General features: G+C 42.0%; 29 protein-coding genes. 11 read left to right on the top strand and 18 right to left on the bottom strand.

Translation table 11 applies throughout. From position 1 onward, the window contains the following. The 15 genes from AC29Z1_RS05235 to AC29Z1_RS05165 form a co-directional block, all read right to left on the bottom strand. A partial coding sequence (locus tag AC29Z1_RS05235; protein WP_488270402.1) for a hypothetical protein occupies positions 1–244 on the bottom strand: 244 nt, incomplete at its 3' end. A 16-nt stretch (positions 245–260) separates the two neighbouring features. Next, a complete protein-coding gene (locus AC29Z1_RS05230; RefSeq protein WP_488270401.1) occupies positions 261–467 on the bottom strand; it encodes a DUF6011 domain-containing protein in 207 nt (68 codons plus the stop codon). 243 nt (positions 468–710) lie between these two features. After that, positions 711–1,730 carry an AAA family ATPase gene (locus AC29Z1_RS05225; RefSeq protein WP_488270400.1) on the bottom strand — a complete coding sequence of 340 codons (1,020 nt, stop codon included), beginning with the start codon at positions 1,728–1,730 and terminating at the stop codon, positions 711–713. Further along, entirely contained in the window at positions 1,730–2,299 is a 570-nt protein-coding gene (locus tag AC29Z1_RS05220) for a host-nuclease inhibitor Gam family protein (RefSeq protein ID WP_488270399.1), read from the bottom strand. Before AC29Z1_RS05220 ends, AC29Z1_RS05225 begins: the two co-directional genes overlap by 1 nt. 97 nt (positions 2,300–2,396) lie before the next feature. Beyond that, positions 2,397–2,594: a hypothetical protein gene (locus AC29Z1_RS05215; protein ID WP_488270398.1), complete on the bottom strand. Its 198-nt coding sequence runs from the start codon at positions 2,592–2,594 to the stop codon at positions 2,397–2,399. Then, positions 2,595–2,843 (bottom strand): hypothetical protein, encoded by a 249-nt coding sequence (locus tag AC29Z1_RS05210; RefSeq protein WP_488270397.1) that lies wholly within the window; start codon positions 2,841–2,843, stop codon positions 2,595–2,597. Continuing rightward, on the bottom strand, positions 2,840–3,022 hold the full coding sequence (locus AC29Z1_RS05205; RefSeq protein ID WP_488270396.1) for a hypothetical protein: 183 nt from the start codon (positions 3,020–3,022) through the stop codon (positions 2,840–2,842). The genes AC29Z1_RS05210 and AC29Z1_RS05205 overlap by 4 nt, the downstream gene beginning before the upstream one ends. Before the next feature lie 63 nt (positions 3,023–3,085). Next, positions 3,086–3,640, bottom strand: coding sequence for a hypothetical protein (locus tag AC29Z1_RS05200; protein WP_488270395.1), 555 nt, complete (start codon positions 3,638–3,640; stop codon positions 3,086–3,088). Between the two features lie 145 nt (positions 3,641–3,785). Next, entirely contained in the window at positions 3,786–4,133 is a 348-nt protein-coding gene (locus tag AC29Z1_RS05195) for a LysM peptidoglycan-binding domain-containing protein (RefSeq protein WP_488270394.1), read from the bottom strand. Positions 4,134–4,245: 112 nt separating this feature from the next. Then, positions 4,246–4,668: a YopX family protein gene (locus AC29Z1_RS05190; protein WP_488270393.1), complete on the bottom strand. Its 423-nt coding sequence runs from the start codon at positions 4,666–4,668 to the stop codon at positions 4,246–4,248. Between the two features lie 80 nt (positions 4,669–4,748). Further along, the gene (locus AC29Z1_RS05185) at positions 4,749–5,150 is read right to left on the bottom strand and encodes a hypothetical protein (RefSeq protein ID WP_488270392.1); all 402 of its coding nucleotides are present in this window, start codon (positions 5,148–5,150) and stop codon (positions 4,749–4,751) included. Beyond that, the gene (locus AC29Z1_RS05180) at positions 5,147–5,272 is read right to left on the bottom strand and encodes a hypothetical protein (protein WP_488270391.1); all 126 of its coding nucleotides are present in this window, start codon (positions 5,270–5,272) and stop codon (positions 5,147–5,149) included. The genes AC29Z1_RS05185 and AC29Z1_RS05180 overlap by 4 nt, the downstream gene beginning before the upstream one ends. Then, positions 5,250–5,417: a hypothetical protein gene (locus tag AC29Z1_RS05175; protein ID WP_488270390.1), complete on the bottom strand. Its 168-nt coding sequence runs from the start codon at positions 5,415–5,417 to the stop codon at positions 5,250–5,252. The genes AC29Z1_RS05180 and AC29Z1_RS05175 overlap by 23 nt, the downstream gene beginning before the upstream one ends. 6 nt (positions 5,418–5,423) lie before the next feature. Continuing rightward, complete coding sequence (locus tag AC29Z1_RS05170) at positions 5,424–5,612, bottom strand: hypothetical protein (protein WP_488270389.1); 189 nt, start codon at positions 5,610–5,612, stop codon at positions 5,424–5,426. A 114-nt stretch (positions 5,613–5,726) separates the two neighbouring features. Further along, complete coding sequence (locus tag AC29Z1_RS05165) at positions 5,727–5,912, bottom strand: hypothetical protein (protein ID WP_488270388.1); 186 nt, start codon at positions 5,910–5,912, stop codon at positions 5,727–5,729. 155 nt (positions 5,913–6,067) lie between these two features. Between AC29Z1_RS05165 and AC29Z1_RS05160 the strand changes: the two genes are divergently transcribed. Then, on the top strand, positions 6,068–6,253 hold the full coding sequence (locus AC29Z1_RS05160; protein ID WP_488270387.1) for a hypothetical protein: 186 nt from the start codon (positions 6,068–6,070) through the stop codon (positions 6,251–6,253). A 291-nt stretch (positions 6,254–6,544) separates the two neighbouring features. Here AC29Z1_RS05160 and AC29Z1_RS05155 read toward each other — a convergent pair whose 3' ends face one another. After that, positions 6,545–6,715 (bottom strand): hypothetical protein, encoded by a 171-nt coding sequence (locus AC29Z1_RS05155; protein WP_488270386.1) that lies wholly within the window; start codon positions 6,713–6,715, stop codon positions 6,545–6,547. A gap of 14 nt (positions 6,716–6,729) precedes the next feature. After that, positions 6,730–6,972 (bottom strand): helix-turn-helix transcriptional regulator, encoded by a 243-nt coding sequence (locus AC29Z1_RS05150; RefSeq protein ID WP_488270385.1) that lies wholly within the window; start codon positions 6,970–6,972, stop codon positions 6,730–6,732. A gap of 141 nt (positions 6,973–7,113) precedes the next feature. Here AC29Z1_RS05150 and AC29Z1_RS05145 point away from each other — a divergent pair, with 141 nt between their 5' ends. The 8 genes from AC29Z1_RS05145 to AC29Z1_RS05110 all read left to right on the top strand — a co-directional run bounded on the left by AC29Z1_RS05145 (position 7,114) and on the right by AC29Z1_RS05110 (position 11,672). Then, positions 7,114–7,524, top strand: a complete 411-nt coding sequence (locus AC29Z1_RS05145; RefSeq protein WP_488270384.1) for a helix-turn-helix domain-containing protein — start codon at positions 7,114–7,116, stop codon at positions 7,522–7,524. Beyond that, positions 7,521–7,805, top strand: a complete 285-nt coding sequence (locus AC29Z1_RS05140) for a hypothetical protein (protein ID WP_488270383.1) — start codon at positions 7,521–7,523, stop codon at positions 7,803–7,805. Before AC29Z1_RS05145 ends, AC29Z1_RS05140 begins: the two co-directional genes overlap by 4 nt. 46 nt (positions 7,806–7,851) lie before the next feature. Next, on the top strand, positions 7,852–8,106 hold the full coding sequence (locus tag AC29Z1_RS05135; RefSeq protein WP_488270382.1) for a hypothetical protein: 255 nt from the start codon (positions 7,852–7,854) through the stop codon (positions 8,104–8,106). Positions 8,107–8,175: 69 nt separating this feature from the next. Next, positions 8,176–8,604, top strand: coding sequence for an ImmA/IrrE family metallo-endopeptidase (locus AC29Z1_RS05130; RefSeq protein ID WP_488270381.1), 429 nt, complete (start codon positions 8,176–8,178; stop codon positions 8,602–8,604). Positions 8,605–8,730: 126 nt separating this feature from the next. Further along, positions 8,731–8,916 (top strand): hypothetical protein, encoded by a 186-nt coding sequence (locus tag AC29Z1_RS05125; protein WP_488270380.1) that lies wholly within the window; start codon positions 8,731–8,733, stop codon positions 8,914–8,916. Next, positions 8,909–9,154, top strand: a complete 246-nt coding sequence (locus AC29Z1_RS05120; RefSeq protein ID WP_488270379.1) for an Ada metal-binding domain-containing protein — start codon at positions 8,909–8,911, stop codon at positions 9,152–9,154. Before AC29Z1_RS05125 ends, AC29Z1_RS05120 begins: the two co-directional genes overlap by 8 nt. A gap of 197 nt (positions 9,155–9,351) precedes the next feature. After that, entirely contained in the window at positions 9,352–10,071 is a 720-nt protein-coding gene (locus AC29Z1_RS05115; RefSeq protein WP_488270378.1) for a zinc-ribbon domain-containing protein, read from the top strand. A 74-nt stretch (positions 10,072–10,145) separates the two neighbouring features. After that, a complete protein-coding gene (locus AC29Z1_RS05110) occupies positions 10,146–11,672 on the top strand; it encodes a recombinase family protein (RefSeq protein ID WP_488270377.1) in 1,527 nt (508 codons plus the stop codon). On the opposite strand, the gene asnB is transcribed toward AC29Z1_RS05110, so the two are convergent. Beyond that, the gene (gene asnB / locus AC29Z1_RS05105) at positions 11,586–13,202 is read right to left on the bottom strand and encodes an asparagine synthase (glutamine-hydrolyzing) (RefSeq protein ID WP_488270376.1); all 1,617 of its coding nucleotides are present in this window, start codon (positions 13,200–13,202) and stop codon (positions 11,586–11,588) included. The genes AC29Z1_RS05110 and asnB overlap by 87 nt on opposite strands. 212 nt (positions 13,203–13,414) lie before the next feature. Between asnB and AC29Z1_RS05100 the strand changes: the two genes are divergently transcribed. Beyond that, positions 13,415–13,696 carry a hypothetical protein gene (locus tag AC29Z1_RS05100; RefSeq protein WP_488270375.1) on the top strand — a complete coding sequence of 94 codons (282 nt, stop codon included), beginning with the start codon at positions 13,415–13,417 and terminating at the stop codon, positions 13,694–13,696. Between the two features lie 164 nt (positions 13,697–13,860). Then, positions 13,861–14,196, top strand: coding sequence for a cupin domain-containing protein (locus AC29Z1_RS05095; protein WP_488270374.1), 336 nt, complete (start codon positions 13,861–13,863; stop codon positions 14,194–14,196). Positions 14,197–14,261 lie beyond the last annotated feature (65 nt).

Below are 14,261 nucleotides of genomic sequence, written 5' to 3'. Positions count from 1 at the left end.
TTTTACCGGGCTGAAAGTCAATTAACCCATGTTGTTTTAATAAATTGCGGTGTCTTATAAAGGTTTTTTCGTCTTTAATGTCAGCCCTAAACATCACGTAAGGATTGGTCGCGTCAAACCATTCGGCCCATCCTGCCCTGTTATTTAATGCAAACAACTTGTAATAAATCAACTGGGCATATGCTGGCAACCCGGTTCTGTCGCTATAATCCTCGAACGCGTTTAGTAATTTTGCGTAGTTCATACCCCACCGCCCAAAACTAACCTAATCTATTACCCCATCGCGGGAGCCTAAGCCCCGATTTATCCGTTTCCTCTAACTCTAGCCGCTGCTGATTCTTTTCAAATTCAGCCTTGGCAGCCTCTTCTTGAGTCTTTTTGTAACAAATAGGTCCAAAGCCACGTTCCCTGCTTTTTGCATCTTTCAATTTTCGGTTGCATCGCCCGCATTCTTTGTGTTCAGTCATGACGTAGCCCCCTTTATTCCGTACCCCCAAACATTTTTAGGTGTCCACCCTTGCGGCAGACTATTTAATCTAACACCTTTTTGACAATCTTATATTGTTCTAACATACTCAAACAATTGTCTATTAGCGGATTAAACCTTAACTCTAGTTGATACCGGCCAACAGAACGTTTTTGTTGACATACTGGGCCGTAGTCTCTAGTTTCATCCTTTAGCCTACGGCCGCAGCGTTTACAGCGTTTCATTACCCAGCCTTTTGCGCGTGTTTGCGCAACTCCGAAGTAAACCTATTTAATTCTGCCTGAGTAGTGATAACGTCCGTCAAACTAACCACTTGTTTCTGATATATTTCGCTGGCTAACAAATGCACTTGATCTTCGTTAAGACCAAAAACTTTGACATTAGCCCAAAATGTGTCCCACTTAAGACCATTACCGTTTTGCTGCTTGGCTCGCTCTTGTGCTTTCTCTTGTGCCTTATCTTGGGCAATTTGTTGCTGTGCGTCAATAAATGACATTGGCTGTTGTGCAGGAACAGGCACAGGTTCATCAACACCTGATTCAAGCCATTGTAATAACTGTTTTCCAATATCGACACTAAGCTTAAAGAGTTTGCCGTCAAGTATAGAGGTACGGTCCTTACTTGTAGTGGCATTATGGTCTTGGTCTACATCCACAAACATAGTAAATTCATATTCCATGCCATCACGCTGTACAGGATTTAAACCGACCTTACGAATGACCGTCTTACCAGTAACAGGATCTTTCTCTTGAACATAGTCCATCTTGGCTCTCAAGGTAGCTATGATATGACACTTACTTTGCAACACTGACTCAACTAGACGGTTATGCTGTGGTGTAATATCGCGCCAAGCTGTCCATCCATTTCCGGTCTTTTTTTCAATCTGACCTTTCTTATCAAGCAGGCCACCTTCACCGGCCCATGCATGAGTAAAGCTGTCAATAATAATGCACTCTATTCCGGCAGCCTCACATTCTTTTATTGCCGCGATATATTTGTCCGGAGTAAATGGAGATGTAATTTCAATGTAGTTGTATTCACCAATTTCCACACCGTCTTTGTTGTAGTTGGCGTATAATTCGCCACTGTGGTTCTCGGTATCAATCAGACAAATCTTTTCCCAATCACCAGTTATTCCGTAAGCTACAAGTAGGGAACCATATGTCTTGCCGCCACCAGCTGGACCACTTATGCCCAGTCTTAATTTAGCTTTACGCCTTTGCGCCTTACGCATCATTGCCATTACTTTACAGCCCCCTTCACATAGAAGGTATCTGGTTGCTCAGTGGCAACAATATCAGGTATTACCTCACCATCGGCAGTAGCTGTTTTACCAGCAAGCACTATCAGAGTCTTTTTAAACTCATTCCAATTAGTTTCTTCCTTAACAACCAGAAAATCGGGAGCATTTGCCTTCACCCATTGTGTCAGCTTTTCATTCTTGCCGCTGACCGGTTCGCCGTCGATATAGAACTTTATTCCTCCTTTGCGGAATCCAATTGTACCGCTGGGGAGGTTTAGGCTCCGCTTCTTGGCTCCTTCCAGTTGCTGTTCAGCAAAAGGCCGGAGAAGTGATTCAAAAAACGCTATCTGCTGTAAGTTACTTTGTGTTTCCTTTTCAGCCCAGTCTTGAATCTGCTTAATGCGGTTTTCTGCTAGGGCTTGAATTTCATCGATTTTTTGCTGATAAACGGCAATTTTTCGCACTGCCCAATCAGCTTTGTCCATCGTGTCAATAACAAAACCTTGTTGCTCAGTTACGCCGCTCTGTTCCTCAAGATATTCATCAAGCTTTTCAGCTAAGTTATACATAATCACTCATCCTCCCGTACATTTTTCAAACATTCACCGCATTCGTGCCAGCAATCCGGGTATTGGCAGGGCATATTGAGTAAGTCCATTTCGTCCATTAAGCTACACCCTTCTTCTTATTCAACATAAGACTTCCCTCGGCAATCAGATTCGCGAAATCGGCCTCATCAAGTAACAATTCAAGTTTGCTATAATCAGTTTTAATTACCGCGCTCACTACATTGCCCGACTTGGTAATATCAGTCTCAAACACCTTGCTGTCGGTCAGGTCAATGGTTATCTCGTTTCTTGACATTCAAGCCACCCCTTTCTTGCGCTCATAACACTTAACGCAAAGTCCCGGCACCGCGTATCCATTAGATTTACCACACACCGGGCACTCTTCCGTGAGCGACCGCCACTCATGCTGGCAGTCGGCACAAAGCATATTAACTACGCCATCCCGCAAGTAGGTAACTTGTCCACTTTTACCGCAGCGTGGACAGTTCGGTACAGCCTCGGTAACTTGCGGCTTAGTTTTCTTATGGTAGCCTCCTATACTCATGCTGCCACACCCCTAAACAGGATGTCCTCAGCACCATTGGCGAATCCCAATAGATAGACGTTTTTGTTTTTTATCGCTCGCGCTTCGTAATCGGCGATCAGCTTTTTTGCATAATCCATAGGGAGACTCGACCAGTCGAAGCAGGCAGCGTCTTGATAACCTTGCTGATACTTACCCATGAATTTGCCCCTCCTTGACTGCCATAACCGGGCGTGGTACAATGGCAGTAACCTAAATTTTACTTAGTCCACTTTGCGAGAGTGGGCTTTTCTTTTTACTGAGCAATATCCAGATTGCTCTAATTTTTTTATGTGACGGCGCATGGTCTCAATTACCGGCCTGTTATACCATTCTTGCAGCTTGATTAGCATTGTTTTAGCACAGGTAATCAAGTCCGCTACTTCATCCTCAAAGCTAGTTAATGTCAAATCATCTGCACCAGTAAATTTGTAGCCATGCCGCTTATTTATCATGACTTTACGGGCATCTTTTGCTATATTGATGATTTCCTCGGCCTCTTCTACAAGCTTGTCCAACGCAACAATTGGATGACTGTCAATCGCATCCAAGTACCGCGTAGGAAAAAGGTTTCCTTTGCAAAGAGCGCATCGCTCTTCTGATGCTCTTGGACTGTTTAAAACCTCTATCAGTTCTCCTTCCCGATCTTTCGGAATCGGCCTACTGCCAGTCAAGTATTCGCTCAAAGTGTTTGGTGCTAAACTAGCTGCTGCCGCCAAGTCTTTTTTGCGAATACCACGCAAGTTTATTTCTTCGCACAAAACCATTGCCAATGACACTATTCTCACCACCTTTTCGAAAACTGCGAAAATCTACAGTCTTTTAGTTCGCATATGATTGAGTTACACTAAAACCATAAATCGGGAGTCTCTTTGTATCTGTCACCACACCCCACTTTCCAGCCCTACTGTCACCCCGGTAGGGCTACTCTTTTATCCAATAGTTTATTTGCAGTTTGTCGCCTGGATATATCTGTCCACGAACACGGCCAGCGAATACGGTCTCGTAGTTTAACTCGATTATGCCGTGGTAAAACTCGCGGATATCGCGCGAACCGTATGTATTCTTGGCCATGTATTGCTCACTGATGGACCAGAGTGTGTCGCCGGATTTGACGGTGTACGTCTCTGTGACTAACTTGCCCTGCGTTTTTGTATTGCCGCAGCTTGTTAAGACTAAAACGATTAGGACGGCTACCAGCAGACCATTGTAATTAGTCATTGCTGGCACCTGCCAATCTCGGGTATTTAACTTTCGTAGTGGTTTGTTCATTAATTTCAATCATCTCCTTTTTTGCTATGTAATGTGGTTGTAATACACTTCTGAATCGTGCAGATGATAGAAAATGGTTTTTTAAAATTTCAAGTATTTTTTAAAGAAGTTATTATCCATTTTCCTTTAATAATTCTGGATTTTCGTAGATGTTGCCGATAACCTCGATTGAATCAGAATAACGTTCCCAATCTACTAACTCATCATCGCCAACATTTGGAATTTCCACTTTAAATCCACAACCTTTAAAGACTACCAAACCTGTGTCTGTTCCCATGTCTTTATAAGTACCAACGATTATGTCACCCTCACAAATCTCCACACCGTTTTTGTCGTACAACCCAGTAAATTGCATAAGTATTACGCTGTCACACCCATCTTCTTGTCCAAAATGATACCCCTCGTCAACGGTTTTCCCATTTTTCCTAAACCTTGCATTTACAAATGGATACTGTGATTTGCTAAATCTAAACCCAGTTACTTCGCCCATCAAGTTTTCACTCTTTGACCACGCACGAAATTTAATCTCTCGCATTCTCTCACTCCTTCAATTAGATAATAAACTCCTTACAACCACCATGAAAGTTGTTTGAAATGCTGTATAGTTTTTTATGCTTATTTTTGTAAACCACCATCAAAGTTGTTTACCCCCAATCTCTCAATTTCCGCATCCACCTGCTTGCTTATCTCAGGAGTCATGCCGCCGAATGACTTAAACCGTTTTTCAAAGTAATAAGCTAAAGGTAATTCACGATGAAATAGCGGAAAAACTGGTGCAGTCCTCCAATAGTAAGCCATTTCAAAGTGACTCATTCGGTCAATCTTGCGTTTCCATTCTTCGATTTCGGCTCCTGTAATTGTGCCGCCAGCGACCGAATAAACCGTATCTTGACAATCATACTCCGGCTGGCAATCAGCCTGGCAATCACCGTCGCATCTCTGGCGGCCGCAGTTAGCGTGGCAATCGGGACATTGACAGTCGGTCGGCCAGTTTTTTGGAACATACTGCTGTATCACGATTTCTTCCCCTCCCTCTTAGCCAGTTTTAATTCAATGATTTTCTGGGTTACAGGATCGTTTTTATCCTTAAGCTTCTCCCGCAACACATCGACCATTTTACGGTCTGCCTTTGGATTCATCTGCCGTCACCTCCATCTGGTCATATACCGCGTCATACTCTCGCTGGCACTGAGCACACCGGCTGCCAGCAAATAAGGCCATGATTATCATTCCAAGGCTACCGGCAAGCATCACTGCCAGGATTAGCCACCACCACTCGATCACGCTAACTCACCCCCTCAGTACGTATCTTGTGGCATTTTTGATAACCTTGGTCATACGCCGACTGTGAGGATTTTTAACCAAACGAAGATAACAATTGTACTGATCACGGCAAACAATTTGCCGTTGGCAATCTTCGGTGATTCGCTGCTGGCAATTATCCTCACTGATCGGCTTGCCGCAGTTTGTGCATTGCATTTTTTTCACCTCCTATGCATATTTTACTGAGGTATTGGATATACATATACTGGGGAAGTCTGGGTTTTTTACGCGGGACAGTCGAAGACGTGTCCATTTTTTCAGCAGCCGGAATTACCCGGCTTTTTCAGGATACCTGGCGGTAATGTCGAGTTTTTCTAAGATTCCAGGGACAATTGCTTTGTAAGCTGATTGAATAGCCTCAGAACTTGGTTTGTTTTCAAAGGTTACGGTAACTGTAACCTTTCGATTTTTACCACACGGTCTTTCAATAACCATGGGTTTTGAAAAGTCAATCATTTTCACCCCTCCCGGTAAATCATATGCGCAAGCAGTTTGTCTGCTTGCTTCTAAGTGCATCAGTTTGTAACAGCTCTGTCACTCATTTCCTCTTTTGGCACTGTTTTAAGGTTTTTGTGATAAATTTAAATTATTACTGACTGGGAGGGGTCAACATGTCGGCTAAACCAATAACTATTCGCATTTACGATAAAAAGACTAAAGCAAAGTTGCAGAAACTAGCCAGGCGGCATGTGCGCTTTCTCAGCCAGGAAGTTGAATGGATTGTTCAGCAGTACATTGAGGATTATGAGCGGCAAAATGGGGAAATTAAGATAGATGAATCGGTTGATGAGGATTAGCCGGTTTGCTGTCAATAGCTTGCAGGATTTTACATTTTACCCCAGAAGTATTTAAGTTTAATACTTTTGAGGAGTGAGTTATATGGTTATTGAAGAGTTTTACAAAACATGCTCAGAGTGCGGAGGAATCGGCTGGACTTCTGAAGATATGATATGTTCATGCCCCGTATGTCGTGGACTTGGGTTAGAGGTTGAGGAATATAAACGTTTTTGCGGCTACTATTCAAGACGTGAATGCGAATGGGGTGGAGATTGTAGGCATTGTGAAGATGCCGAGCCAGTCCTTCGCTACTAATCATTAATTGTAAAACGATCTGCTCCTTGATGAATCAGCATATCGATCATCCTTTTATACTGACGATAGCATAGTTGGTTTTGCTTAACGATTGACAAAATAGAATCAACAATTGGCTGCAAGTCCTTCTGGTCTGTTTGAAACTGTTCTTCTAATTTGCTAGGCATTGTTTTCACCCCCCTCACCCAGTTTTCGGCAGCTTGGCTGGTTGTTGGTCTGTTAACAATTCATGATTGTTAAATACATCAAAAAAAATTACTTCCATAGGTACACCTGAGTCTGCTGCAATTTTTTTCATTATATGCGGCTTTGGGGCATCAATTCCTCGTTCCCACTTACTCCAGGCTTGTTGGGAAACGCCGTACATACTGCCCATCTCTGATTGTGAGCGCTTCCCTCTATATTCGATAAGCTTATATCTCATGTTATCACCCCCTTAACAATCAATGATTGTTAATTTAATTATACAACTAATAATTGTATTGTCAATAATAATTTACAATTTTATATTGTTTTATTTTTACAACAATTAGTTGTATGATGATTAAGTAGGGGAGTTGATTTAATGCATGAACGTATACGTCAATTAAGAATAGAAAAGGGGTTAACTCAACAAGAACTTGCTGACGCATTAGGTATTACTCAGCAAGCTGTTGGCCGCTGGGAAAGAGGTCTTGCAACTCCTGATACGTCTACCCTTCCCCGCCTTGCAGATTTCTTTGATGTAACAATTGATTACCTCTTGGGTCGCACCGATAATCGTAGTACAGAGCTACCATCTCAGTCTATAGAAGACAAAAAACCCAAAGACCTCGAAAAATTCCTTGACCAACAAGAAATCATGTTTGACGGCATACCTCTCACTGAGGATGATAAAGCCAAAATTCGTAAATCCCTTGAAATTATCTTCTGGGATGCCCGGGAGAAAAATAAAAAGGCTAGGGCCGAAGCCAAAGCCAGGAGGGAACAAAAATGAGTGAACAATTATTAAAACAGCTTCTTGATGGTCAGCAAAAAATCATTGACCGCTTAGAACGTTTAGAAAATGGTCAGAAAGAAATACTATCCGAAATTAAAAGCCTTAAGGACGCCGACCAATCTATTATTGAGTTAATCCAAGAATCTCACCGCGACCTTGATAAAAAAATTGATTCCATCTTAACCACGCAAACCACGCAAGGTGAATCTATCAATATTTTAGCTCTACGGCAGCTACAAACAGAAGCAGAGTTGTCTGTCTTCAGAAAAGCTAAGTAACCAAATTCCCAGGCCGAAGCCAAAGCCAGGAGGGAGAAAACAAATAATGAGTAATGAAGAATTTCAACGGCTGGTACTTGAGAAGCTCAGCAACTTAGAACATGGTCAAACGGAAATTCTAAGTGAACTTAAGAATCTCAAACAGGAAAACCAAGCTCTACTTGATTTAGTCGAGAAAATATACCACGAAGTTGAAAAAATTGCTTCAAACCAAGCTGTTCAATTAGAAATGATTAAAAATTTAGCTGCCGATACCGCACAGCACGAAGCAGAAATCTCACTACTTAAACGCGCTAAGTAATACAAAACTACTTTAGCGTGTTTTTATTTGTCGCTTTTTGTCAAACATATGTTCTCCGAGGTTGATGTCATGAATATAAAGCTGCGAGTTGCTAATTTGGTCAAAAAATATGCAACAGCAAATCCATATGAATTAGCTGACTGCTTAGGTATTACCGTTATGGAGCTGGATCTGCCGGATAGTGTTAGAGGCTTCAAAGTGAGAGCCTTAAGGAGAAGATATATAGCCCTTAACAAAGCCCTACCTAAATCAAGCAAAAAGGTTGTATTGTGCCATGAATTAGGACATGCCCGACTGCATCCCGCTTATGGCTATTACTATACCCTGACCGGTACTTACTTTATCAAATCAAGGAAGGAGGCTGAAGCTAACGAATTTGCCGCACATTTGCTTGCTTATTCCAGCGATTTCGACGCTAATCTTTTAGCCAGGATTATTAATGATAAGCGGCCTGACCCTAGGGTAGTACATCAGATATTGAGTGGAATGACAGTTTAAGGGGATTGAGTTGGTAAGGTTAATCAACACCTATATGCCATTTAATTAATCTTTCTAGATTACCCTTTTGGACTCCATTACAAGGTTTCTTTATCTCAAAACGATTCGAAAAGTAAGGAGGATTTTATGAAACGAGTACTTATTCTTACATCTTTATTTCTTATGCTAGGATTACTTCTAGTAAATGCTGCAGACAACCGATATGTATTAATGTTTTCTGATGATACAAGACAATTTTTCTTTGATAAAGATACACTTACGCAGGAAAAATTGGGAAAATCAACAATTAAGGAGGCCCACCACTATGCTTAAACGCCTACCTTTCCTCATGCTGGCCGTAATCCTCCTGGCCAGCGCGGTAACCGTTACCCTTACCCATGACCAACCTGCCCTAGCAGCTACCTACGTTGGTGCCAGCACGACAGGAAAGTTTCATTACACCGATTGCCGCTGGGCAAACAAGATACGAGCCGATCACAGGGTTTATTTTAGCAGCCGACAGGAGGCTGTTAATGCTGGGTATGTGCCTTGTAAGGTTTGTAAGCCATAAACCACTAATACTCACTTAAATAACACAAATTAATATTTCTTATTTACTATTGCTAAATTTTCGCAGCAAAAAACACAGCACTGATTGGACAGGCTGTGTTTTTATTTTATATTCGGAAGGAGTGAGTTTATAGAGTCTAACAACGGTAAAGTATTATAATCATGTATTGATCAATAATAGTGATAAGGAGTGACATAATGGCTAATTGTAAACATTGCGGGAAAGAGGTACAACCTGATTGGCAAGTTTGCCCTAACTGTGCAACGCCGGTAATGACTTCTGAAAAGATCGAAAAGCAACAAAACGCTTCCATCAAAGAAACAAGCAAAAATAGCAAACCCCTTGTTGCCTCCGTTTTAGTAGTTATATTATTATTTGCAATTTATAACATGTTTAGCGGGTCCTCCAAAATAAAAGAACTTCCAAACAAGCCAGCAGTTCAAACTACAACGCCTACTCAACCCACTCAACCTGAGAATAAGCCACGTGAAAAAGCCAACAGTTGGCAATACAGAGAATCAGAAGATAAAATGAATGGTGCAAAAATTAAGTTTGCAATAACAGAGAGTATTAATACACTTAATTTTGATTTTCCATATCAAGGCACTCAGCACGCTAGATTAGTGTTAAGAAAAAACCACGATGGAACTAATGATGTTATGATTACCATTGAAAAAGGACAATTTATGGTTTCTATATTGGGTGGCAAAGCCTTGGTACGTTTTGACGATAATGCCCCCGAAAGTTTCCAATTACTTAATGCTTCTGACCAATCAACAACAGTCGTATTTGTTAAATATGCCGATTATTTTATAGATAAAGTAGTTAAGTCTAAAAAAGTATACATACAAACAGAATTTTACAAAGAAGGAAGTCCTGTACTAGAGTTTAATACTGAAGGTCTGAATTGGCAGTAAAAACTGAAACTAATAGCACGCTCATTTCCGCCACAAACTATAAATAAAAGCTACTGTTTATCAAGGAGGACACCATGAACATTGCAATTTACACACGCGTATCTACAGATTTACAAGCAGAAAAAGGATACTCACTTGATACCCAATTAGAGGCATGCAAAAAATATGCCGAGGAAATGGGAGCCACCAATATAACCGAATACAGGGACGACGGCTACAGCGGTGAATACTTAGACCGACCTGCGTTAACAAAATTGCGTGAAGCTCTAGAAAAGAAAGTTTACGATGCTGTTGTCGTCTATGACCCTGACAGACTGGCCCGTAACCTGTCGCATCAGTTAATCATTACTGACGATATTGAGAAATCAGGTGCCCAGCTAAAATTTGTATCTGTAACCTTTGAGCAGTCACCGGAGGGTAGACTGTTTTACTCAATTCGCGGCGCGGTTTCTGCTTATGAAAAAGCAAAGATAGTTGAGCGTATTACCCGTGGTAAGCGCGGCAAACTCCAAAAAGGCAAAATCATTAGTGATACTAAACCCTTCGGCTACAGATATGACCGTGAAAATAGCAACTACACCATCTGCGAAGAAGAAGCTGAGATTATTAGGAAAATGTATTCGTGGCTGATTGAAGATAAAGTAGGAACCGCCACGATTGCCAAAAGATTAAATGAATTAGGGATAGTAACGCACAGATCGAAAAAAGCTTGGTCGCCTAATGCTGTTTATTATGTACTTACTAATCCCCGGTATAAAGGCACACACATTGCATTAAGAGTTAAACGTGTTAGGATAGGTATTAATAAAACAAAGGTTGAAAAACGACCAGAGAGTGATTGGATAGAGGTTGCTATCCCTGCTATTGTAGATGAGCTAACGTGGCGTGCGGCACAGAAACAATTAAGTGAAAATAAGATTATGTCGTCGCGAAACCAAAAAAAAGAGCATATTTTTTCAGGTCTTGTATATTGTGCCAAATGCGGTCGCAAAATGAACATTGAGTATTCCGGAAGAAAACCATACCCCGGCTATTATGTATGTAGTGGCGTAGTTAACCCTAATTTTCGTTACGCTGGCGGGCCCAGGTGTGATGCCAGGCGTATACCATGCGAATATTTAGAAGATACCCTTTTGGAAATCCTAAAGTTAATTAGCAACCACCCTCAAGAACTAGATAAATACATTGCAACAAATGAATCTATTAAAGATAACTCGGATAAATTAAAGGCACTGGAAAGGTTGTCGGTCAGGGAAGCTGAACTTGCCAAGCAACGTAGCGCTGTGATGCGGTGGTTTAATCAGCAACGCATTACCGAACAGGAAGCCGATATACAATTAGACGAGATTAAAAAACAGGTCACTGAAATTGCAGCACATAAAAAACAACTACTGGCCGAAATGAGTACTCCTAATTCCGCACAGCTTAGTTCTGACGAAATTATTACCATCTTGAGACAATATTTGTCGAATAATCCAACATATGAGGAAAAGCGAAAAATGGCATTGAGTGTCTTAAAAAAGATTGAGGCTGCCAGAACCGACAATACTAGGGCAAGGGGAAGTAATCCGCAAATTGATATAAACCTCAGCTTTTTGTGAGGGTTTAAAATGGTGATTTTTCATACTCCAGGGCACATTCCAAACATATTCCACAATCCGATGGTCGCAGAAGGGCACTCTGACTTCCAAACCAAAAGCCATGCTCATGCGGTCTTTACGATCCAACAGGGTTGGCATAAACCGTGTAAGGCTCAGATAAAATATTTCGCGCATCCTGGCTGCACGTGCATCCTCACCTGGCAGTCGGGGAACTTCGGCAAGAGCATCACTATAGCGTTGAGCTACATATTCTGATGCCTTAATTTTAGTCTGGATCTCCGGCTTCAACCAGGATATACGGATATCGGGCTGTGGTGACCAAGGAAACGTCGTCGCCTGAATCATCTCCTCCCGTTGAAACCAAGGATAGCCACCAAAAACTTCATCCGCACATTCCCCTGATAAGGCCACCGTGGCTCTTTTCTTGATTTCACGGCAGAACAAGTATAACGAAGTATCAATATCGGCCATGCCCGGCAAATCTCTGACCAAAGCAGCCGGTTTCAGACTGGCTGCCAATTCCGGACTATCTAATAACACCTTATGGTGACAGGTGCCAAAGTGTTCCGATACCCTGGTAACCCACGGAGCATCCGCATTGGGTTGGAAGCTGTTTGCCTTAAAATATAAGTCATTGCCAACATAATCTACTGAATACGTATGGAGACTACCTAACCCTGCCTGCTTATAAGCGCTAGCCGCCAACGCCGTAAGTATACTAGAATCAAGGCCTCCAGATAACAAGGTACAAATAGGTACATCAGACACAAGTTGGCGCCTAACCGTGTCAATCAACAATTCACGAACCTGAGCTGCAGTTGTCGCAAAATCCTCGGTATGTGGTTTTGAAACCAGCGACCAATAGGGCTTCATCCACTTGCCCTGCCGGTTGTAAACCATGCAGTACCCAGGCTTCAATTCTTTAATACCACGGAACACACCATGTCCCGGCGTCCGGGCTGGCCCAAGCATGAATACTTCCGCCAGTCCTTCCTCATCAATTTCTGGACGTACAAGAGGATTGGCCAGTAGGGTTTTGATCTCTGAGCCAAAAATAAAACTGCTGCCCTGCTCAGTATAAAACAGTGGCTTAACACCAATACGATCACGAGCCAAAAATAGACTCTGCCGAGCTTCGTCCCAAATACCAAAAGCATATATACCATTAAGCTTCTCAACACATTCCGGTCCCCATTCAATATAAGCGAGCAGCAACACCTCGGTATCGCAATGAGTGCTAAACCTATATCCCTTTGCCTCAAGCTCCTGCCTGAGTTCTGGCGTATTGTACAATTCGCCGTTATATGTGATTACATATTTTTGTGTGCCACGAAAGCGAATCATCGGCTGAGCGCCACCCACCGGATCAATAACACTAAGGCGACGGTGCCCCAGGGCTACATGTGGCGTAATGTAAGCTCCTTGCGCATCCGGTCCGCGCGCTGCTAAGGTCTCAATCATTGCAGATAGAATATGGCTTTCCTCTGTTAGGTTTCGCTTCCAGTCAATCCAACCAGTAATCCCGCACATATTTCATCCTCCCCAAAAAATAATGCCTGTGTGCGTTAAACAGTAAACTAGTACGCTACACAGGCAACATTGCCTCATGTGTTATATTACATGCTTATAGATATGCGTTAAACTACGCATTTGCCACCATCAGCAAAAAAATATGTATGACCCAGCCTATCTGCGGATACGCTAGTTTTAATGATACCTGATGTAAACAGGGAGGTATTACTATGGATGAAATCAAACAAGCTTCTGAACCGATCACAACTTCTCAAGCAACAGCCAAACCAGAAGATCAAAGCACCGATATTGATAACGCCCATGCCATGTATCAGGAAAGCGGCCTTGATACCACTCAGGATACTTTGCGGGAAAGCCGTCTTAAGGCAAATAATAAACATGCCGCCAATAGTTTAGTCGCCAGAATGTTGTGGGGCCATGAAGAAAAGGTTAGTCTTAATATGCGTGTATCTGATGACGGAACTTTAGATTTAAATGATGATGTACGCTAGGAAAACATACTTATTCCAATTCCCTAGTCAAGACGCTAGGTATCCGCAAAAAGCAGGTCTACACGACCTGTTTTTTTATAATTAGTGATTTTCATCACACCATAAAGTGTATTTATATGTTACATTAAGTATAAAGATGAAAATAATGTAAGGAGGTTTCATGTATGAAGCAGCAATTCATAAAAAATATTGAGTTCGGTAAAGTTTTGGACGCTGTTAACCTAGTAGATTATCAACCTGGCAAAGTGGTGAGCCTGACCTTATCACAAAGCAAGACCCTTAGTATGACACTGTTTGCCTTTGCTAAAGGCGAGGCGATCAGCAGTCACTCAGCACCAGGCGATGCTTTGGTATACATCCTGGATGGTAAGGCAGCAATCACCATTGGTAACGAAACTGTAACGGCATCTACTGGCCAAATGGTTGTTATGCCAGCTAATGTTCCTCATGCTTTAGATGCTATAGAAAACTTTAAAATGTTACTCATACTTGTCATGTAACGGCATTAGACAAAAGGGCGTGTCGCAAAACGTTTATGGAAAAAACGTCTTGTGACACGCCTCTT

The organism is Sporomusa sp. (assembly GCF_057736855.1).
This window is presented reverse-complemented; position numbering and strand designations above follow the sequence as displayed.